The following is a 20,409-nucleotide window of genomic DNA, read 5'->3' as shown; positions in this document are numbered from 1 at the left end:
GCACAATATATTTCGGCTCAATACGACTGCTCCACGGCGGAAATAGGCGTCTCGACACCTGCCTGCCCGTATGGCATAGTCGATGGATCTTCTTTATAAGAAGCAGACACCATGGCGTGATTGCGGACCGACGAACGCCCGCTCAGGTGTTGCACAAGCCTGCCCGACATCAAGGAGGCTTATCCGCGACGATTCTCCCCACTCCCCACATCGTGGCCGGTAACAGCCATTTTGGCGTGCGCCTGGGTGTGCCCGCGAAAAGTCATCAAGGAGCACGAGTTGCCCGGTTCAAGGCGCTTGATCTCGGCCGAGGGACACATCTGGGAGACCGACGAGATAGTGGCGCGCATAAACAGAGCCACTGAAATACTCGCACGCCGTGGCATTACCGCGGGCTCGCGAGTGATGATGATCGGGGCCAATTCCCCTCAATGGGTCGTCGATTTACTCGCCCTCATCCACCTCGACGCCTCCGTGGTCCTGGCCGATCACCGGTCCACCCCGTCCCAGCGCTTACAGATCCGCGCCCAGGCGCGCGTAAGACTTGAGATCGGCGACTCGGCCGGTGACACCACGGCGCCTCGCACCCCGTCGGGCCCGGCGGCCGTGCCCGATCTGGCGGCCTGGGCCCGCCGCCCGGACGCCGCGATCTCGTGGTCGTCGGGCACGACCGGCCGCCCCAAGGGCATCGTCCGCTCCGGCCGCTCGATCCTCGACAACCTCGCACTGAGCGCCGAACGCATGAAGTACCGGCCCGACGACGTCTTCCTGCCCGTCCTGCCGTACTCCCACCAGTACGGCCTGTCCCTGGTCCTGTGCTGGTGGCTGAGCGGGGGCACGCTGATGGTCTACGGGCCGGCCGCGCGCCTGGACCGGGCGCTCACGCTCGGCGCGGACCACGGCCTCACCGTCGTGGACGGGGCGCCGTCGACCTATTACAGCCTGCTCAACCTGCTGGAGCGCCGTCCCGCTCTCTCCCACGCGCTCAAGACGGTACGGGCGTGGTGCGTGGGCGGGGCGCCGCTCGGGCGCGACCTGGCGGCCCGCTTCCACGACCGCACCGGCAGGCACCTGCTCGACGGATACGGAGCGACCGAGACCGGCAACATCGCGCTGGCCCCCGACACCGATCCCGTCGGATGCGGCACACCGCTGCCCGGCGTCCTCGTCGAGGTCCACGACGAGGACGGCAGGCCGCTCCCCCACGGCCGGCTCGGTGAGATCGTGGTGCGCACCGACGGTCTGATGACGGGCTACCTGGGGGACGATGGGGAGATCGTCCCGGTGCCGCGCGGCACCTACCGTACGGGCGACATCGGCCGCCTCGACGACGCGGGCCGTGTCTTCCCGACCGGCCGCAAGCACGCCGTGCACCGCGACGGCCACACCCTCCACCCCGCCGACCTCGCCGAGCGAGCCGCATCGGCCGGGGCACCCACGCAGGTCGTCGCGCTGCCAGACGAACGTCTGGGCACTCGGCTGGTGTTCGTGGTCGAAGACCCGGACGGCCGTGCACCCGCGCACTGGAAGCGGGTGCTCGGCTCGGAGCTCGCCCGCTATGAGCAGCCCGACCACATCGTCGTGCTTCCCGCGCTGCCCCTCAACAGCACGGGCAAGCCCGACCCGGCCGCCCTGGAGAAGATCGCCATGACCTCGGCGCACCTGCCGCCCTCCGTGACCACTGCCGCGGCACCCGGCCCGACCGGCACCGACCACCCGATCCCCTTCGCCCACCGCGTCGCAGCACTGCGCGCGGTGCGCCGGTACGTGGCCGGCCACGAGGACGCGGTGCTGAGCGTCCTCACCGAAATCTCCCCCCACCACACGGCGCGCGCCGAGATCCAGTCGTTCCTCGCCACCCTCGACGGAGCCGAGGAGGAGATCTACCGGACCCGGCCGGGCCGCGTGCCCAGGGCAGCGGTCTTCATGCCGTCGAACATCCCGCTCTATTCGTACGCGCTCTACCTGCTCGTGGCGTCCCTCTACACGGACAACGTCACCTTTCGACCGTCCTCCGACATCAAAGACCAGATGCGGCGCCTGCACGAACTGCTGGCACCCGTACACGAAATACCCATCGACCTCGCGGAGCTCAGCCAGCGCAAGTTCGTGACGGGACCCGTCCGCGAGGCGGACCTCGTCGTCTTCACCGGCACCTACTCCAATGCCGAGACCATCCGCGAAGGGCTGGCCGAGGACCAGCTCTTCCTGTTCTTCGGACACGGCATCAACCCCTTCGTGATCGCACCCGACGCCGACCTCGCGCACGCGGCACACGACCTCGCCCGCATCCGGCTCCACAATTCGGGACAGGACTGTTTCGGCCCCGACGTCGTGTTCGCACCGCAGGGCCGCACCGAGGAATTCCTCGATATGCTGTCGGCCGAACTGGCTTCCCTGCGCTTCGGGCGCAACAGCGACCCCGCTGTCGACTACGGCCCGATCCACTACGACTCGGCGCTGGTGAACTCCTCGGACTACCTCGTGCGCCATGCCCGCCGCATCCGGCACGGCGGGCGCATCGACCTGCCGTCCCGCAGGATCTGGCCGACCGTGCTGCTGTGGGGCTTCGATGACAAGATCCCCCTCACCGAAATGTTCGCCCCGGTGTTCAACGTCGTCGCCTACCCCAGCGCGAGGCGGCTGCGCGAGCGCCTGCAAAGCCCGTACTTCGGTGAACGCGCGCTGGGAGCCATGGTCTACGGCAACGATCCGGAGACGGTCGCGGCGCTGTCCAAAAACCACCAGACCTGCGTCAACCACACCTTGCTCGACGCCGACGACGGCAACCGTCCCTTCGGCGGGTTCGGGATGAGGGCGAACTACCGCTCCTACGGCGGCGAGCGGCACGCGGGCCCCCTGCTCATGTCGCAGGCCGTGGCCCAGAGCCTGCCCACCGGCACCCCTGCGGCGGTGCGCGGATGGTGACCCAGCCGAGCGAACGGTACGCGGACGCGTGGTCCGCCGTCGTCGACGTACTGGTGAGGAACGGAGTGGACACCTGCTTCGGACTGCCCGGCGACGACCTGGAGTTGCTGCGCGCGCTCGACGCGGCGGGCCTGGACCTCGTGCCCTGCCGCGACCAGCGCAACGCGATGTACATGGCGACCGGTTACGCCCTGCAGTCGGGCCGGCTCGCTGTCTGCGCCCTGGGCAAGGGACCGGCCGTCACGCACGCGGCCACGGGTCTCCTTGAGGCACGGGAGTCCGGCGCCCCCGTCCTCGTACTCGCCGCCGGGGCACCCGAGCGGCGCCGGGGCAGCGGCGGCTTCCAGGAGCTCGACCAAGTCTCCGTGACAGCTCCCCTGGTGCGGTGGGCCCACCGGGTCGGTCATGCCGACCGGGTCGTACCCGAAACGGTGACGGCGCTGACCCGCGCCCTGGGGCCGCCGTCCGGACCCGTGTACTTGGAAATACCCGACGACGTCCGCCCCGCGCGGATCCCCGTCAACGAATTGCTGCCAACACTGCCTGAACCACTGGCACTTGAGACCGTCGCCTTGGCCCCGCGTGCGGCGCTGGGGGCGTTACGTGCGAGTCGGCGTCCGGTGGTGCTGGTGGGCGGTGGCATGCGGCACCGCAACGACGACGGTGCGGTCGAGCGCTTCGCCGAACGCCTCGGCGCGCCGCTGTTCACCACCGCGTCCGGCCGTGGCGCCGTCGACGAACGCCACCCGCTGTTCTGCGGCTTGGCGGGCCTCTACGCCGCCGCTCCGGCCCGCCGCCTGTGGTCGTCCTGCGACCTGGTCGTCTCGCTCGCCGGGCGGCTCGAAGAGACAGCCGTCGAAGGCGGGACACCCTGGCCGCCGGTCACGGTGGTGCAGGTCAACATCGATCCCGCCGGGCTGTCGGCCGAGTTCCCGGGTCCGCGCGTCCTGGGCGACGCCCGGCACGCCGTGCTGGGCTGGACGCAGGCGCTGCGGGCGGACGGCACGGCCCAGGACACCGAAACGGCCCGGGCGTGGGCCGACGAGATCGCCGACGCCCGCAAGGACATGGCGCTCGCCAGGGAAGCCGAACTCGCAGGAGCGGCGGCACTGCCGGAGATCCGCATCGCCGAGCTGCTCGCCGCACTCGACGCCACCGCCACCGACTCCCATGTGCTGGTCCAGGAGAACGGGCTCCAGGACATGTGGTCCTACTGCTTCCCCTTCCACACCGGCGGCGGCTCCGTCGTGCCCTCGGAGCAGACCCCGCTGGGCTTCGGCGCGGCGGCGGCCATCGGGGTCAAGCGGGCCGCCCCCGGCCACGAGGTCACCGCGTTCGTCGGGGACGGCGCGTTCCTCGCGGCCCGTGCGGACATCGCCGTCACCGCGCCCGCCCACGGCGGCGTGCTGTACGTGGTGCTGTGCAACGGCGGCTACGGCTGGCTGGACGCCCAGCGCGCCCGGCTCGGCCTCGACGCCGGACGGCACGCCTTCACCGACCCGGGCGCGCCCCCGCCCGTGATGGACGGCCCCGACATCCACTACCGCGTGCTGCGCGACAAGGCCGTACTGCGTGAAGAGATCGTCGCCGCACGGCAGTTGTGCGCGCGAGGCGGCACGGCCGTCCTCATGGTGCCGGTCGCCCCCGACGACATCCCACCGCCCCTGCGCGATGCCGAGGTGGTTCCCCAGTGACCGGCGCCCAGGAGCCGCCCGGGCCGGGCCGGGACCGGCGCCGGGTCATGGTCACCGGGTACGGGGCGGTGACGCCGCTGGGCCACAGCGTCGAGGAGACCTGGAAGGCGATGCTGGCCGGGCGCAGCGGCGTCGACACCGTGGCCGCGATCGACGTGACCGGCCTCGGCGTCCGCATCGGCGGCCAGGTCCGCGGCTTCGACCCCGCCCGCTACATGCCCACGCCCGTCAGCCGGCGCGCCGATCCGTACGCCCAGTACGCCCTGGCCGCCGCGCTGGAGGCGGGCGCGCAGGCCGGGCTCGTCATCGACGACGAGCTCGCCCCACGGGTCGCCGTCGTCATCGGCAGCGGCTACGGTCCGGTCGGCTCGATCTACCGGGCCGCGAACCTCCTGCGGGACAGGGGGCCGCGCGCCATCAGCCCGTACACGCAGGTCACGACCGCGATGGACAGCGCGGCGGGCGAGATCAGCATGCGCCTGGGCACTCAGGGACCCAGCCGCGCCCAGAGCACGGCGTGCGCCAGCGGCGCCGACGCCATCGGGGCCGGAATGCGCATGATCAGCCACGGGGAGGCCGACATCGTCCTCGTCGGCGGTGCCGACGCCTGTGTCACCGCCGTCGACCTCGCGGGCAGCGGCAACGCCGGGGCCCTGTCCAGACGCAACGACGAGCCGGCTTCGGCGTGCCGGCCCTTCGACGCGCACCGGGACGGGTTCGTCATGAGCGAGGGAGCCGCCGTGCTGGTGCTGGAGGCCGCCGAGGTGGCCGAGCGGCGCGGGGCCGTGGCACTGGCCGAACTCATCGGCTACGGGGCCAGTTCCGACGCCCATCACTGGACGGCCCCCCATCCTCAAGGACGGGGTGCGTGCCGTGCCGTCGAGGCGGCGCTGCGCGACGCGGGCATCACGGGCGCGGACGTGGACTACGTCAACGCGCACGGCACCGGAACGCTGCTCAACGACGCCACCGAGACCGCCGTCCTGCGCGAGGTGCTGGGTGAACGCGTCACCCGGATCCCCGTCAGCTCCACCAAGTCGATGACCGGCCACATGATCGGTGCCGCCGGGGCCGTCGAGCTGGTGGCGTCGATCCAGGCCCTGCGCACCGGCGACGTTCCGCCGACCCTCAACTGCGACGAGCCGATCGACCCGGACATCAACTTCGTACCGCACCACACCCAGCACCACGAGGGTCTGCGGATCGCTCTGAGCAACTCGTTCGGCTTCGGCGGCCACAATGCCGTCCTCGTCGTGCGAGCGGTATGAGGTCCCGGCCGTGGCCCACTTCCCGCAAGCGACTGCGAACGACCCGACCGTGGTCCGCAGCGGGCCGCTGACCTGGGTGCAGCAGTGGCACTGGTTCGAGCGCACCATTCCCCCGTCGCGTCGGGTCAACCCGACCCCGCTCGCCGACCACTGCCACGTCCCGCCCGCGGCAACCCTCGACGACATCCACGCGGCGCTGACCTCCCTCACCCACCACCATGAGGCACTGCGTACGACGATCGACGCGCTGCACCCCGTACAGCACGTCCACCGCACCGGCTGGGCCCCGCTGCCCTTCGACCAGGTCGAGGTCACCGCCGTGGACGCCAGGACCCTGGAGGCCGCCACCGCGGCACTGGCCGCCTGCCCGATCGATCCCGAGCGGCATCCACCGTGGCGCGCCAGAGTGCTGCTCGAAGCGGGCAAGCCGCGTGCGGTCCTCATGGCCGCCCATCACGTGGTGATCGACGGATGGGGGCTGGCGGTACTGCTCGGCCAGCTCCACGGCCGACTGTGCGGCGGAGCCTTACCCGCCCGGGCACCCCTCCACCCGCTCGACACGGTCGACACCCAGCCGTCCCAGCGTGCCAGAGCGGCCGAGCGTGAGTGGCTCACGCGCCTGGAGACCAACCCGACCTGCGTACTCGCCCCCTTCGGCGGGAGCCACGGCGGCGAGGGGCGCCACCGCCTCCAGCACCGCTCGGTGGCCGCGTACCAGCACCTCGACCGTGTCGCCCGCCGTTACCGGGCGAGCGCGGAGACCGTGGTGCTCGCCGCCCTGGCCCACGACGTCGCCAGCCGCACCGGCGAACACCGCTTCCTCGCCTCCGCGGTGGTCTCCAACCGGGCGCGCGCCGCTCTGCGCGACAGCGTCGGCGTCCAGGCCCTGACGGTTCCCGTACAGATCGCTCTTCGCCCACAAGCACCGTTCGGCGACGTGGTCGCCTCGGTCGCCACGGCCTGTGCCGCCGCCTACCGGCACGGTCGGTGGCGTCCGGCGGAACTGGTCGCGGCCCAGGCCCGCATGGACCGCCGCCGCGGAGTCGTGACCGTACCCACCATCGAGTACAACTGCTATTCCTGGCCGCGCGAATACCTGGTCCAGCACACCTCGCTCGACGCGTCCGCCACCTGGATCAGCAGCACACCCGACGAGCCGTGCGAGACCCTCTACGTCGACCTCGGCCTCGACGAGGGGGCCGTCACCCTCGATGTCACCGTCGGGGACCACCTGCTCACCGCCGACCAGGCCATGGCGCTGCCCGTCCGCCTGTGCGCTCTGCTGCGCGCGCTCGCGGAAGGGGCCGACTGCCCGCTTCCGAAGCACCCCTCGACACCGCCCGCCCCCGGCTGGTGGCGCACCTCGCGGGGGTGGGCGCACCTGCCCGACGTCGAAGACGTCCTGCGCGCGCACCCCGGAGTACTCGACGTGACGGTACGGCCCGGCACCGGCGCCACCGAGGACGACGAACCGCACCTCGTCGCGCACACCCGCGTCGCCTCCGACGTCACCCCCGACGACCTGCACCGCCACGTCCTGGACCAGCTCGGCGAAGTACCCGGACTCATCGCCCCGGACCGCTACGACCTGTCATCGGCAGACCCCCCGCCGGACCGCACCCCCACCACCCACCGCGCCCCCTCGCGCCTGCCCGACGCAGGCGCCGAGCGGGCCCTGGCCGACGCCGTCGCCACGCTCCGAAGCAGCGACCTGGCGGCCGATCCCCTTGGACGTCCCGGTGCGGTGGACATGCAGCGCAGCCTCGCCGACCACGGACTCACCCTGGTCGCCGTCCCCCGTCTCCTGGCGCTGCTGCGGCGCTCCGGCTTCACCGGCATCGCGTCGGACGAACTCGCCGGAACCGCCTCCCTCGGCCATCTCGCCGCAGCGCTGGAGCCCCTGTCACCCCGCGCCCACCATGGAGGAGAAACCCCACGATGACCGCGCCCCACACCGCCGCACCGTCCGTGGACCGCCTGGCCCCGTGGGCCTTCGCCGCGTTCGTCGAGGCGAACACCCATGACTCGGCCTACCGCCCACCGGTGGTCGACGGCCCTGTCGGCCCCACCATCCTCCGCAACGGCCGCGAACTGGTGAACTTCGCCAGCATCAGCTTCCTCGACCTGGCGCGCCACATCCCCGTACAGCGCCACTTCGCGGAAGGAGCGCTCGCCCACGGTCTGAGCACCAGTGGGTCCAGGATGACGCAGGGGATCTGCCGCCCGCACCAGGTGCTGGAGGAGACCATCGCCCGCCACACCGGCAAGGAGCGGGCGATCACCTTCGCCACCGGGCTGCTGGCCAACATCGGGTTCGTCCACGCCATGAGCAGCTCCGCCCACTTCGACGCCGGGATCGAAGTGCGCAACCACGACACGGTCTTCGTCGTCGACCGCGATGTCCACTGGAGCGTCTGGAAGGGCCTTGAGGGACTCGGCTACGGCCGCCGTGTCCATGCCTTCCGGCACAATGACGCCTCCGACCTGGCACGCGTCCTCGGCCGGGCCAAGGCCCCCAAGACGGTGGTGATCGCCGAGAGCATCTATTCGGCCGACGGCACCATGGGCCCGATCGTGGAGATCCTCGACGAGTGCGACCGCCACGGCGCCATCAGCATGATCGACGACGCGAACGGGTTCATGGTGTACGGGCCGGAGAACCGCCCCTACGCCCGGGAGGCAGCCGCCATCCGGGAGCGGGCCGACTTCGTCATGGTGTCACTGTCCAAGGCGATCGGCCTGGAGGGCGGCGCGATCGCCGGACCGGCAGCAGCCATCGACGCATTCGAACTCCTCTCCGGCACCTCGATGTTCACCGCGGCCATCCAGCCGCCCACCGCCCACACCGCCCACCGCACCATCGAGGCCCTCGCCGACAAACCGGAGATCGTCGACGACTATCTGGCGCACGCCGCCCGCCTTCGCCGCCAGATCCACGAGAGCGGCACACCGACGACGCCCACCGACTCGTACATGCTCTCCGTACCGATCGGGAACGACGCCGCCGCACTGCAGATGCGGGAGTGGTTCATCGACGACGGCTATCTCGTCCCCGTCTTCTCCTACCCGGCCGTCTCACGCAACCAGGCACTCCTGCGCCTGTTTCCGCACGCCGGACACACCGAGGAGCAGATGGACGGCTTCCTGCGCACCCTGTTCACCTACCGACGGCGCCTCGGCCTCTGACTCCGCGCCCGTCCTGTTTCCCGAAGCCCTGATTCCCGAAGGAGCGACCTGCGTGCACGACACCGGGACGGTCAACTCGCCCTCCGTCAGCGTCCTCGACCGCTTCCGCCTCGACGACCGCGTCGCCGTGGTCACCGGTGCCTCCTCCGGGCTGGGCATCGCGTTCGCCACCGCGCTGGCCGAGGCGGGCGCCGACGTCGTGCTCGGGGCCCGGCGGGTGGAGAAGCTGGAAGCCGTACGCACGACAGTCGAGAAACTCGGCCGCCGAGCCGTCGCCGTACGTACCGACATCACCAGGCCGACGGAGTGCCGTGCGCTGATCGCGGCGGCCATGCGCGCGTTCGGGCGCGTGGACGTCCTCGTCAACAACGCGGGGATCAGCGGCGAACGGCCCGCGGCGCAGGAGACGCCCGAGCAGTTCCGCGAAGTCGTCGACACCAACCTCAACGGCTCCTACTGGATGGCCCAGGCCGCTGGTGCGGTGATGCTGCCGGGCAGCTCCATCGTCAACATCTCCAGCGTCCTCGCGCTGGTCACGGGCGGTCTGCCGCAAGCCGCCTACTCCGCGTCGAAGGCCGGGATCCTCGGCCTCACCCGCGATCTCGCCCAGCAGTGGACCCCCGACAAGGGCATCCGCGTGAACGCCCTCGCGCCCGGCCTCTTCACCTCCCCGATGACCGACGGCTACGGCGAGGGATACCTCGATGCGATCATGCCGCGCGTGCTGTCCGGCCGCATCGGACGGCCCGAGGAGCTCGCCGCGGCCCTGCTCTTCCTCGCCTCCGACGCGGCGTCCTACATCACCGGCACCACACTGACGGTCGACGGAGGCACGCACATCGCCTGACCACACGCGGTCCCCGCGCCCCTCTTCTCGAACCAAGTGCCGCTTCCACCAACGGAGTTCGCTAGGCGCTGTTTCTTGGATCATGTTCGGAGCCAGATGGTGAGGGCTGCGAGGGTGATGGTGCCGAGGTAGATGTAGGCCCGTTTCTCGTAGCGTGTGGCGACGGCACGGAAGCCCTTGAGCCGGTTGATGGCACGTTCGACGGTGTTGCGTTTCTTGTAACGCTCGCTGTCGAAGCCGGTGGGACGGCCGCCCCGGGAGCCTCGGTTGTGCCGGTGACGCTGCTGGTCAAGACGTTCGGGGATGGTGTGGCGGATCCCGCGTCGTCGCAGGTAGCGGCGGTTCTTGCGGGAGGTGTAGGCCTTGTCCGCCAGGACACGGTCGGGCCGGGTGCGGGGCCGCCAACTCCGATACGGGGCACGGACAACCGCTCCAGCACACGCTCGAGTTGTGGGCCGTCACCGTAGTGACCAGGTGTCAGGACGAGACAGAGGGGCCGCAGCGTCCGTCGGCGGCGAGGTGGACTTTGGTGGTGAAACCCCCGCGGGAACGTCCCAGGCACTCGCCGATCTGACCACCTCCTCCAGCCGGACGGCCAGTTTCCGAAGAACCGGATCGACCTGATTCGTCCCCGACGCGACCCCCTTTTGAGGAATCACAACGGGCGGCTCCTTCTTCGCACCGGCAGCATGCTGGTGAGCCCGCACCGTGGTGGAGTCCACCGACACGTCCCAGTCGATCCGCCCTTCGGCGTCCTCCGCAGCCTGCACCTTCGACAGCAGCATCGTCCACGTCCCATCCGCTGACCAGCGGCGATGACGTTTATAAACCGTCTCCCACGGCCCGAACCGCTCAGGCAGATCCCGCCACTGCACACCCGTCCGCACCCGGTACAACACCCCGTTGATCACCCGACGGTGATCACTCCACCGACCCCCACGAGCACCACCACGAGGCAAGAACGCCTCCAGCCGATCCCACTCCGCATTCGTCAGATCCCCACGACCCATACAGCCAGCGTGACCCCAACACCCCACACCTGTCAGGAGATCCAAGAAACAGCGCCTAGTGGGTGTGTCTTCGTGCTGTTGATCAGTGGACGGTGCACTATTGCAGGAGCGGGTGCCGGGGCAGCTCCTGGGCCGGATCACCAGCCTCGGCGTGCTGGCCACGGTGGCGTTCGACCCGCTCTCCTACGTACTGGCCGGCCTCCTGCTCCCGTACGGCACGGTGACGCTCTTCCTGACGTGCGGCAGCGCCGTCCTGGCCTGCGCCGCCTTGCTCGCCACCAGCCGTACAGTCCGCTCCCTGCGCTGACCGTACGTACCGCCGCCCACCGGCGCGGGTGAGTCCGTCAGCCGCCCGTGACCGGCCGGTCGACGCGGTAGAGGTAGTGCGTCCGGTCGTCGACCGGGTTGTCCGGCTCCAGCTCGGCGGTTCCGACCCGGTGCAGTCCGGCACGTTCGAGCGCCCGCCACGAACGGCGGTTGGCGGCCACCACCGGGACGAGCACGCACGGGGCGGCCGGGTGCTCGGACCAGGTACGGACGATCATGGAGTGGATCATCGCTGTGCCGATGCCCTGCCCCGTCCGGTCGGGGTCGCCGATCAGGTAGTCGAGGGACATCGCGCCGTCGGGCACCGGCACGACGGCCGCGAGTTCGGCCAGGTACTCGGGGTAGTCAAGCAGGCGTTCACGCTGGACGAGACCGACCGGAACGCCGTCGAGGAGGGCGAGGAAGTCCTCGCACGGCTCCTCGCCCCGGGCAGCCGGACCGAAGTCACGGGCCACCGCTTCCGGTGTGGTCTCGTGATTCCACCAGCGGTGTACGTGGGGCTGCTGAAGCCACGTACGCAGCAGGGGGAAGTCCCGCTCCTCCATGCGACGCCATGTGATCACCATGAACACTCCGGGGGTGTGGATTCGGTGATCTCCATGGACACTCGGCTCCCAATTCCTCACGAACCACACGGACGATACGAACCACCACTGGGCCATGCGGACCATCGGGGCCGTCCTACCGGCACCCGGTGCGTCGTGGTGGTCAGACACCGAGGCCGGACAGGACTTCCGCGCCCGGGAGTTGGGCCAGTGCGCTGCCGGGAAGGATCAGCTTGCCCCGGCGCTGCCCACTGCCGACCAGGACGTACGGGGTATGGGCCACGGCCTCGTCGATCAGGAGCGGCCAGCCGAGGGGCAGGCCGACCGGGGTGACCCCGCCGTACTCCATGCCGGTCTCGGCGACCACCAGGTCCAACGACGCGAACGACGCCTTGCGCGCCCCCAGGTGCCGCCGGACGGCGTTGTTCACATCGACACGGGAGTCGGCCAGCACCAGGCACGCGGCCAGAACGGTGTTCCCGCCCCGCTTGGCCGCCACCACCACGCAGTTCGCGGAGCTCTCCGGCGCCACGTCGTACGCCTCGCAGAACACGGCGGTGTCCGCCAGGTCGGGCTCCGTCTCCACGTACAGCACGGACTCGGCGGCCTCCCGCACCGTCCAGGCCCCCAACGCCCCGGCCACGGGTCCCACCAGCCGGTCACGGACCTCCAGCGCCATGCGCACAGCGGCGAAATTCCCGAACGGGGCCTGCACCTGGTTGCTCATGGGGCGACGATAGCCAATCGGGCCGCCTCACCGGGACTCCGGCCGCCGAGCACGGCCCCCTTCTCCACCGCTCCAACGCCGCCGCCGACTCCGCTTCGAGTGCGGTGGATCCGCCGAGTGCCTCAGCTGGTACGAGCCCGGGCGGAACACGATGTACTCGCCCCATCTCTGGCGCAAGGGCGGCGCGGTATTCGATGTCGTGAGGTACAGGTCGGCCGCCCACCAAGTGAGTCCTGGGAACAGGTGATGGTGGGCGGCCGACGTACGAACAGGGATGTCTACAGGGTGGCGATACCCACGGTGATCCCTCCAGCTGCGCACACGATCCAGCCCGCAAGGGGCCGCCACAAGGTGGTGGCCGCGAGAGCGGTTGCGGCGGGGATCATGACCCCCAGGAACAGCAGGGTGGAGAGGGTCCCCCAGCCCATGTGTGCTCCGGTGACAGCCCATCCGGTGGCGGCGGCGGCCAGGGCTGCGGCGAGATGGCCATAGCGGACGTCAGTCAGCTGGGGCCAGTCACTCGGGCGCTCCTGGCGACGGCGGACGAGCCGGTAGCGGAATATGACGCCCAGTTCCGCCAGTAGGACTGCCGTCGCAATGGCGTTGACGAGCATGGTGATCCTCCATGGTCAGAACTTGCAGTTCTTCTTGATGCCCTCGATGCCCACTAGCACACCGACCATCTTTCGGAACGACGGGGTCATCTTGCGGCGCTTGGAGTAGTTGTAGATGAGCTGTGCTGTCTTCTTGAATCCGATCCTCTTCGCCAGACGGACGGCGGTGATGACACGCCCGGTCGAGCCCGCCGGGGTGAAGCCGAGGATGAAGGGGGCGACGCCGTACACGCTGCACTTGAAGATCTTCCCGGTGGTGGACCACCAGGAGGGGTCGATCACGATGGGGAAGGCACTGTTCGCGTCGAAGTCGACGTGCTGAACGAGCTTGCTGCCGACGACCCTGTAACTGGTCGCGACGTCCTTGCCGTTGGCGTCCTTGGCCCAGGGAGCGGCGAAGAACCCGGCCGGTTCCTTCGCGGGTGCCTTGTCCGCGTTCTCGTCTCCCGCCGAGAGGATGGATACCGAGCCGTCGTCGTGCGTGACGGCCTTCATCCCCGCGGGGATGCTGAATCCGGTCTCGTAGTCGTGCGGCGCGGAGCTGCTCTTGAGGATGTTCAACGTGCGCGAGCCACCATCGGTGGTGGGCTGCACGACCGTGTCGACGGGACCGGGAGAGGTGTAGACGACGTTGCCGCCCACCTGGGTGCCCTTGGTGGTGGCCTCGGGGATGGAGAGCTTGTTCGGCATCTGGGCGTTTTTGATGTCGATGCCGTTGCTCTTGCCGTCCCAGGGAACCGAGACGGTGTTCTCCTCGGTCGCGGCGATCGAGGCGTACGTGTCGTCGGACGCGGTGGCGGCCGTGACGTCGGCGGCGTCGGAGTACAGGTTCGCCAGCCCGAGTGCGTGTTCGGCGGCGGTGGGCTTCCAGGAAGTGTCCACGGTGAAGCGGACCGGATCGGACCAGCCGTTGGCGTAGTGCGTGCCGTCGAATGTAGTCGTACGGAAGCTGTAGGTCCTGCCGGAGACGAGCTTGCCGGCCGGGACCTTCACGCTGGAGGTGCTGTTCGACGGCACCGGATCGGCATTGATCGTCGCGACGACCTTGTTGGTCGAGGTGTCGGTGATCTCGTAGGTGCCGACGACCTGGTCCTCGCCGTTGGTGTCCACGGTGGAGAACCGGAGGGTCGGCGTGGTCGAGTTCACCTTGAAGATGCCGCCCTGAGACAGGAAAGGTGTGCCGGCCTGGAGGTTGGTGCCGTTGTAGGGCCGGTAGTTGTAGGTGACTTCGAGGGTGGGGACCTGGTCCTGGTTGGGGGCCTCGGAGGAGTAGAACCGCTTCCACGCATAGGTGTCGGACTCGTCCGCCGCCTTCAGCGCGATGGACCCCTCGGTGGCCTGCGCCGAAGACCACGTCTGTGCAAGCTTGGTGACGTCCGCGCTCACCCATCCCGCGTTGGAGCACGAGGCGGACTTGGTCTCGGAGGAGGTGGCGATCTTCTCCGTCAGCTGCGGCTGCCTGGTCCAGCGCGTGTTCTTGTCCGCCGGGTCAGCGGCCCACACCTCCCAGCCGCGCTTCTCACACGACCACGAGTGGTAGTTCCACAGTTTCAGCGTCGCCTTGGAGACCAGGGAGTTGGCAAAGTTCGAGGTACGGAAGGTCACGAAGGAGCGCGCGGTGCGCTTGGTGGAACCCTCGTAGTCGCCGGGCCAGCCGAGTTTCAGATCGGTGTTGGCGGACTGGTCGGCGGTGTCACCGCCCTGCACGAAGGTGTCGAACAGGGTGTCCAGCGTGTCGGTGGCCGGATCGATCGTCACCGGGTAGCGCGTCGCGGGATCGATCAGCCACTTCGCGTCGGGGGTGAGCGTCAGTTCTACGGTGTTGCCCCTCTGAGCAACCTTCATCTCGACCGGCTTGGTGTTGGCGTGCTCCAGCGACTTCTCGTCGACGGTCGCATCCCACATCACCGGCGAGGGCATCCGCGCCTGCTCCTCGCCCCGAGCATCGTTGAAGGACACCGAGCCGTCGTCGTTCCTCTCGGCTCTCACCCCCTCGGGAACGGTCATGGGAAGCACCATCGGGGCCCCGCCCTCGGGCGCCTTGTTCAGCCGCAGGAACTGCTCGAACCCTGTCCGGGTGGCCTCCACGATCACGTCACCGCCGGGCACCGCTTCCTTGTAAGTGGCTACATTTCCGTCCAGGGTCGGGGCGGGCAGACCGCCCTTCCACCGCACCGCCAACCGGTTCTTGCCCGTGCCGAGGGTGATGAGGTCGCGGGCCTGGGACGCCGGGGCCTTGGCCGCGCCCTCGATCGACTGCGGCAGCACACCCCCCTTCCCCGCCAGCTGCAGCTGCTTGGGGTGCGCCTCGGCGGCTGCTCCGCCGTCCCTCATGGCCTTGAAGTCGACGTCGACGTCCACCCACCGCCCGTCACGGATCATGCGGATCGGGCCGGCGGCCATCTCCCGGGTGAGAGCGCCGTCGGGGTTGGCGTAAACGGTGTCGGTCTCGGTGCGCAGCTGCAGCACCTCAACGCGGCGGTCCTGCACGGCTGCCGCAGCCTGTGCGGCCTCAACGCTCTCGGCTTCCTTGATCGGATGAGCCTTGAACGCCGCCAGCTCCTTGTTGAGATCCGACAACGCCTGCTCGAACTCGGCGGCTTCGTTGTCTTCGGCCGAAGGCTTGGCGACGGTGTGCGGTGTAGACGCCAGGACAGCGCCTACGGTCAGCATCGCTATACCCGCGGTGCGGGCACGCCAGCTGTACTTCACGTGGTGACTCCAGGTTCAGGCATGGCGATTCGGCCCCCCTTGTGCTTGGGCACGGAGAATCGCTGCGATCGCCCTGCGCGTCGCAAGCGACGCGAGATGACCGCTCCAGGAATAGATCTTTGACCGGGACTTTACTTTACTTGACCATCCCTTGAGCAAGTGGGGGTGCAGGTGGCGTAAACATCGATAAAACGGGCGTCGTTCGTCCATAGACGAGCGGGTGGTGGCAGCCGGGGCAGCCCTTAGCAGAGCTCCAGGACGAGGCCGCGATGCCGGCCGCGCTCGACGCGGAGGTCCATGGTCAGCCCAGCGGTACTTCCACCGGGGCGGGCCGAGGGTGCAAGAGCAACGCCCCAGCGCCGCCCCTCCCGTCCGCCGGGCCCGTCAAGCCACGGCGAACGACATCACCGCCAGCGGTGCGGACGTCGGGCTGGTCGAGCCGCCTGCGGGTTCCACCGTGATGCCCATGCCCGATGCCCGGTCTACCGGTCCGGACAGGAGCACCGCTTCGCTGCTCCGGGCGGGGTCCATCAGGCCCGCCGGCCGCATTCGTCCGGCGTCGTCGAACCACAGCTGGTAGACCTTGCCCGCAGGCGGCCGGGCGAGGCCGGAGGCCACGAAGACCGCCTTGTTGCGGCTGCGGGCGATGACCAGCGTGCCCGTTCCCCGCCCCGCGAGCCGCCCGCTGGTGGCCTTGGCGTCCGGCGCCGAAAGCACCTCGGAGAGCTGCTGGTTCTCCCGCTGCGCGGACTGCGCCTGGCTTCGGGCGGTGGCGGCCCGCTGGTGCTGCCACACCGCGATGCCGGCGGACGCGACGACGGCGGCCAGGCAGGCGGCGAGCGCGTACCGGGTCAGGGCGCGGCGATGGGCCCGCTGCGTAGTCGTCGGGGGCGGCGGCGCGGCCCGGGGCGGTTCCTGCCGTACGTTCTTGATCCGCCGCAGCACGTCGGCCTTCAGGCCCGTGGGCGCGCTGGTGGTCGTCGCCAGGCCCAGGCGCCCGGCGGTGGCCCTCAGCTCGTCCACCTCGCGCGCGCACGCCTCGCAGACGGCCAGGTGCCGTTCGAATTCCGCGCGCTCGTCGTCGAGCAGGGCGTCCAGTGCGTAGGCCCCGGTCAGCGTGTGCACGTCGACGGTCGTCACGCGGTCACCCCCAGGCAGTCGCGCAGGCGGATGAGTCCGTCGCGCAGGCGGGTCTTGACCGTGCCCAGCGGCACGGACAGCAGTTCGGCGACCTCACGGTAGGTCAGTCCCCGGTAGTAGGCGAGGGTCACCGACTCCCGCTGCAGTTCGGTCAGGGTGCGCAGACACCGGCGTACCGACTCGCGCTCCAGGCGGGTCTCCACCGCCTCGCTGACCTCGTCGAAGGCCGGGGTCTGGGCGAGCAGCGCCGCCCGGCTCTCCCGGTCGGTGGCGGCCTGGGCCGCACGGACCCGGTCCACGGCCCGCCGGTGGGCGAGGGTGAGCACCCAGTTCATGACGCCTCCGCGCGCGGGTTCATAGCGGGCGGCCAGCCGCCACACCTCCACCAGTACTTCCTGCGCCACCTCTTCCGACTGGGCCGGATCGCGCAGCACACTGCGCACAAGACCGATGACCGGTCCGATGATCACGTCGTACACGGAGGAGAACGCCTCCTCGTCGCCCCGCGCGGTCCGGGCCAGTAGTTCGGGCAGGTCTGGACCGACCTGGCGGACTCCGTCGATGTGCACTGCTTCCTTCACCCGGCGATCCTCCCGGAGATTCATGGCTACGGAAGTGATTCGGAGCCGGGGCTCCGGCGGATTGCTCCACAAGCGCCCTTTTCGACGACGCCACCCGTACCGACGCCACCGTCCACACCAGCGGCGCCATCCACACCGGCGGCGCCAACTCAGCGAACCGGCGTCGCGCCTCGCGCGGCCGGCGGGCCGGTGAGAGGAGCCTGGCGGACGCAGACATCGCTGTCCACGCCGACACGGCCGCTGCAACAGGCCCGTTCACCTGCGTTGATGTGGGCAGCCGGCACTCCTTCCTCCTTGTCGGCCACCTGCGCCGAGTCACTCCGGGGAGTGAACGGCCAATCCCGCGGCCCGTCGGCTCCGAATAGGAGTCGTGATGAAACTTCTGAGCCGAGGGGTACGCCTTCCGCTCGCAGCCCTTTCCGGACTGCTGGCCGGTTTCGCGGCACTCGCCGTGGCGGAGCTGCTCTCCGCCGCGGTGCGGCCCGAATCCGGGCCGGTCATCGCGGTGGGCGGGGCGGCCATCGACCGCACGCCTCCCGCGGTCAAGGACTGGGCGATCCGTCACTTCGGCAGCGACGACAAGCTCGTCCTGCAACTCGGGATCGTCGCCGTGCTGGCCCTGCTGGCCCTCGTGCTCGGCGTACTGGCCCTGCGCTTCCGCCGCGCCGGTGCCGCCGGAGTCCTGCTGTTCGGATTTGTGGGCGCGGTGGCCGCGACCAGTCGTCCCGACTCGACGAGTGCGGCCGACGCGCTGCCGTCGCTGCTCGGCGCCTTCGCCGGGGCCGGGGTGCTGTATCTGCTGGTCGGCCGTCTCACCACGGGGCCCGCGACCGCGAACGGGACCGCGCGGCAGCGACCGGACTCGGGAGGCCCACAGGACGGAGTGGGAGGCCCCCAGGACCGTGAGGCAGGGGCCCCGAACCGGGAGGAAGGCCCCCCGGACCGGGAGGCAGAGGCCCCGGCTCGGCAGGGAGGGGCGCAGGACTGGGACCGCCGCGGGTTCGTCGTCGCGGCGACCGCCGCCGCTGCCGCCTCCGCGGGCACCGGCTTGCTGGGCCGGGCGCTGACCGGCACCCAGGGCCGGGGCGCGGTCGCCTCCCGCAAGGCGGTGACACTGCCGCGCGTCACCTCCGCCGCCCGCCCCCTGGCGCCCGGAGCCGTCCTGCACACCCCCGGCATCAGCCCCTTCACCACTCCCAACAACGACTTCTACCGGGTCGACACGGCCCTGGTCGTACCGAAGGTGAACGCCACGACCTGGCGGCTGAAGATCCACGGCAAAGGCGTCAGCCGTCCCGTCACCCTCACCTTCGACGATCTTCTCCAGCGCCAACTCGTCGAACGCGACATCACGTTGACGTGCGTCTCCAACGAAGTGGGCGGCCCGTACGTCGGCAATGCCCGTTGGACCGGGGTGCGGCTGGCCGACCTGCTCAGGGAGGCGGGCGTACGGCCGCCGTCGCGGGGTGGACCGGCCGATCAGCTGGTGGCCCGCTCGGTGGACGGGATGACGATCGGCAGCCCGGTCGAAGACCTCATGGACGGCCGCGACGCACTCCTCGCGCTCGGGATGAACGGCGAGCCGCTGCCCTTCGCCCACGGCTTCCCCGTCCGCATGGTGGTCCCCGGCCTGTACGGCTATGTGTCGGCCTGCAAGTGGATCCGCGACATCGAGCTGACCACCTTCGACGCCTACGACGCGTACTGGGTGAAGCGGTCCTGGGCGCAGCGGGCACCCATCAAGACCCAGTCGCGCATCGACACCCCGAAGCCGTTCGCCCGCCCGAAGGCCGGCACGGTCATGGTCGCGGGCGTCGCATGGGCCCAGCACCGAGGTGTGGACCGCGTCGAAGTACGGGTGGACGAGGGGCCCTGGATGACGGCCGACCTCGCCGCCGAGGACACGGCCGACACCTGGCGCCAGTGGTCCCTTCCCTGGAAGGCCACCAGCGGCGGGCACACCCTGACCGTCCGCGCCACCGACCGCACCGGCCAGGTGCAGACCGACCGCCGTACCCCCACCATCCCGGACGGTGCCAGCGGCTGGCATTCGGTGGTGATCGACGTGGACTGACCACCCTCGCCACTGGCGACCGCCGTACCCATACACCGCATTTCACACCCCCGTTTCACTGGAGAAGCCATGAACGCCCTGCGTTTCCGCCGGATCGCCATCACCGTGGCCGCGGCTGCCGTCCTTCCGTTCGCCCTCAGCGCCTGCGGCGACGACGGCAAGAAGGACAGCGCCTCCGCCTCCCCTTCGGAGACCGCCACGGCATCGTCCGCCTCGCAACCGTCCGGGAGTGACGGCGCGCCCACCACGGACGGGCCGTTCGGCCCCGCGTGCGCGTCGGTGCCCAAGGGCGGCGCCGGTTCCTTCGACGGCATGGCCAAGGACCCCGTGGCCACCGCCGCCTCCCACAACCCCGCGCTGTCCACGCTGGTCGCCGCGGTGAAGAAGGCCGGTCTGGTCGACACCCTCAACAACGCCCAGAACATCACCGTCTTCGCACCCACCAACGACGCGTTCGCGAAGATCCCCAAGGCCGACCTGGACAAGGTCCTCAACGACAAGGCCACCCTCACCAAGATCCTCACCTACCACGTGGTCGGCCAGAAGCTGACCCCCATGCAACTCGCGAACGGCTCCTTCGACACCCTCGCGAAGAGCAAGCTGACCACCACCGGCTCGGGCACCACGTACAAGGTCAACGACTCCGCGAACGTCGTCTGCGGCAACGTCCCGACCGCCAACGCCACCGTGTACATCATCGACACGGTCCTCATGCCCAAGTAGGCCGGTGCGCGGCCGTTCCGCGCGGCCACCGAC

Annotated in this window: 15 protein-coding genes and 1 pseudogene; 9 read left to right on the top strand and 7 right to left on the bottom strand. The window is 70.1% G+C overall.

Going from position 1 to position 20,409, the window contains the following annotated elements; translation table 11 throughout:
- Positions 1-246: 246 nt before the first annotated feature.
- From AB5J87_RS34710 to AB5J87_RS34685, 6 genes are read left to right on the top strand one after another with little or no spacing between them, the layout of a single operon-like run.
- On the top strand, positions 247-2,928 hold the full coding sequence (locus AB5J87_RS34710) for an aldehyde dehydrogenase family protein (protein ID WP_369382715.1): 2,682 nt from the start codon (positions 247-249) through the stop codon (positions 2,926-2,928).
- Positions 2,922-4,622 carry a thiamine pyrophosphate-binding protein gene (locus AB5J87_RS34705; RefSeq protein ID WP_369382714.1) on the top strand — a complete coding sequence of 567 codons (1,701 nt, stop codon included), beginning with the start codon at positions 2,922-2,924 and terminating at the stop codon, positions 4,620-4,622. Before AB5J87_RS34710 ends, AB5J87_RS34705 begins: the two co-directional genes overlap by 7 nt.
- The gene (gene fabF / locus AB5J87_RS34700; protein WP_369382713.1) at positions 4,619-5,890 is read left to right on the top strand and encodes a beta-ketoacyl-ACP synthase II; all 1,272 of its coding nucleotides are present in this window, start codon (positions 4,619-4,621) and stop codon (positions 5,888-5,890) included. Before AB5J87_RS34705 ends, fabF begins: the two co-directional genes overlap by 4 nt.
- 10 nt (positions 5,891-5,900) lie before the next feature.
- Positions 5,901-7,832: a condensation domain-containing protein gene (locus AB5J87_RS34695; RefSeq protein ID WP_369382712.1), complete on the top strand. Its 1,932-nt coding sequence runs from the start codon at positions 5,901-5,903 to the stop codon at positions 7,830-7,832.
- Positions 7,829-9,076 (top strand): aminotransferase class I/II-fold pyridoxal phosphate-dependent enzyme, encoded by a 1,248-nt coding sequence (locus tag AB5J87_RS34690; protein ID WP_369382711.1) that lies wholly within the window; start codon positions 7,829-7,831, stop codon positions 9,074-9,076. Before AB5J87_RS34695 ends, AB5J87_RS34690 begins: the two co-directional genes overlap by 4 nt.
- Positions 9,077-9,128: 52 nt before the next feature.
- A complete protein-coding gene (locus AB5J87_RS34685; protein WP_369382710.1) occupies positions 9,129-9,923 on the top strand; it encodes an SDR family NAD(P)-dependent oxidoreductase in 795 nt (264 codons plus the stop codon).
- A gap of 80 nt (positions 9,924-10,003) precedes the next feature.
- Here the strand turns inward: AB5J87_RS34685 and AB5J87_RS34680 are convergent.
- Positions 10,004-10,933, bottom strand: a pseudogene (locus AB5J87_RS34680) (IS5 family transposase).
- 112 nt (positions 10,934-11,045) lie between these two features.
- Here AB5J87_RS34680 and AB5J87_RS34675 point away from each other — a divergent pair.
- Positions 11,046-11,240, top strand: coding sequence for a hypothetical protein (locus AB5J87_RS34675; protein ID WP_369382709.1), 195 nt, complete (start codon positions 11,046-11,048; stop codon positions 11,238-11,240).
- A 37-nt stretch (positions 11,241-11,277) separates the two neighbouring features.
- Here AB5J87_RS34675 and AB5J87_RS34670 read toward each other — a convergent pair whose 3' ends face one another.
- From AB5J87_RS34670 to AB5J87_RS34645, 6 genes are all read right to left on the bottom strand, one after another.
- Positions 11,278-11,826, bottom strand: a complete 549-nt coding sequence (locus AB5J87_RS34670) for a GNAT family N-acetyltransferase (protein WP_369382708.1) — start codon at positions 11,824-11,826, stop codon at positions 11,278-11,280.
- A 142-nt stretch (positions 11,827-11,968) separates the two neighbouring features.
- Complete coding sequence (locus AB5J87_RS34665) at positions 11,969-12,484, bottom strand: YbaK/EbsC family protein (RefSeq protein WP_369383752.1); 516 nt, start codon at positions 12,482-12,484, stop codon at positions 11,969-11,971.
- Between the two features lie 326 nt (positions 12,485-12,810).
- Positions 12,811-13,146 (bottom strand): hypothetical protein, encoded by a 336-nt coding sequence (locus tag AB5J87_RS34660; RefSeq protein WP_369382707.1) that lies wholly within the window; start codon positions 13,144-13,146, stop codon positions 12,811-12,813.
- Between the two features lie 15 nt (positions 13,147-13,161).
- A complete protein-coding gene (locus AB5J87_RS34655) occupies positions 13,162-15,819 on the bottom strand; it encodes a DNRLRE domain-containing protein (RefSeq protein ID WP_369382706.1) in 2,658 nt (885 codons plus the stop codon).
- 423 nt (positions 15,820-16,242) lie between these two features.
- A complete protein-coding gene (locus AB5J87_RS34650) occupies positions 16,243-16,998 on the bottom strand; it encodes an anti-sigma factor (RefSeq protein WP_369382705.1) in 756 nt (251 codons plus the stop codon).
- On the bottom strand, positions 16,995-17,579 hold the full coding sequence (locus AB5J87_RS34645) for a sigma-70 family RNA polymerase sigma factor (protein WP_369382704.1): 585 nt from the start codon (positions 17,577-17,579) through the stop codon (positions 16,995-16,997). Before AB5J87_RS34645 ends, AB5J87_RS34650 begins: the two co-directional genes overlap by 4 nt.
- 373 nt (positions 17,580-17,952) lie before the next feature.
- On the opposite strand from AB5J87_RS34645, the gene AB5J87_RS34640 reads away from it, so the two are divergent.
- Together AB5J87_RS34640 and AB5J87_RS34635 are read left to right on the top strand one after the other, a co-directional pair.
- On the top strand, positions 17,953-19,653 hold the full coding sequence (locus AB5J87_RS34640; protein ID WP_369382703.1) for a sulfite oxidase: 1,701 nt from the start codon (positions 17,953-17,955) through the stop codon (positions 19,651-19,653).
- Between the two features lie 69 nt (positions 19,654-19,722).
- Complete coding sequence (locus AB5J87_RS34635; protein WP_369382702.1) at positions 19,723-20,376, top strand: fasciclin domain-containing protein; 654 nt, start codon at positions 19,723-19,725, stop codon at positions 20,374-20,376.
- Positions 20,377-20,409 lie beyond the last annotated feature (33 nt).

This window comes from Streptomyces sp. cg36 (assembly GCF_041080675.1).
In the GTDB taxonomy this organism is placed as follows: Bacteria; Actinomycetota; Actinomycetes; order Streptomycetales; family Streptomycetaceae; genus Streptomyces.
This window is presented reverse-complemented; position numbering and strand designations above follow the sequence as displayed.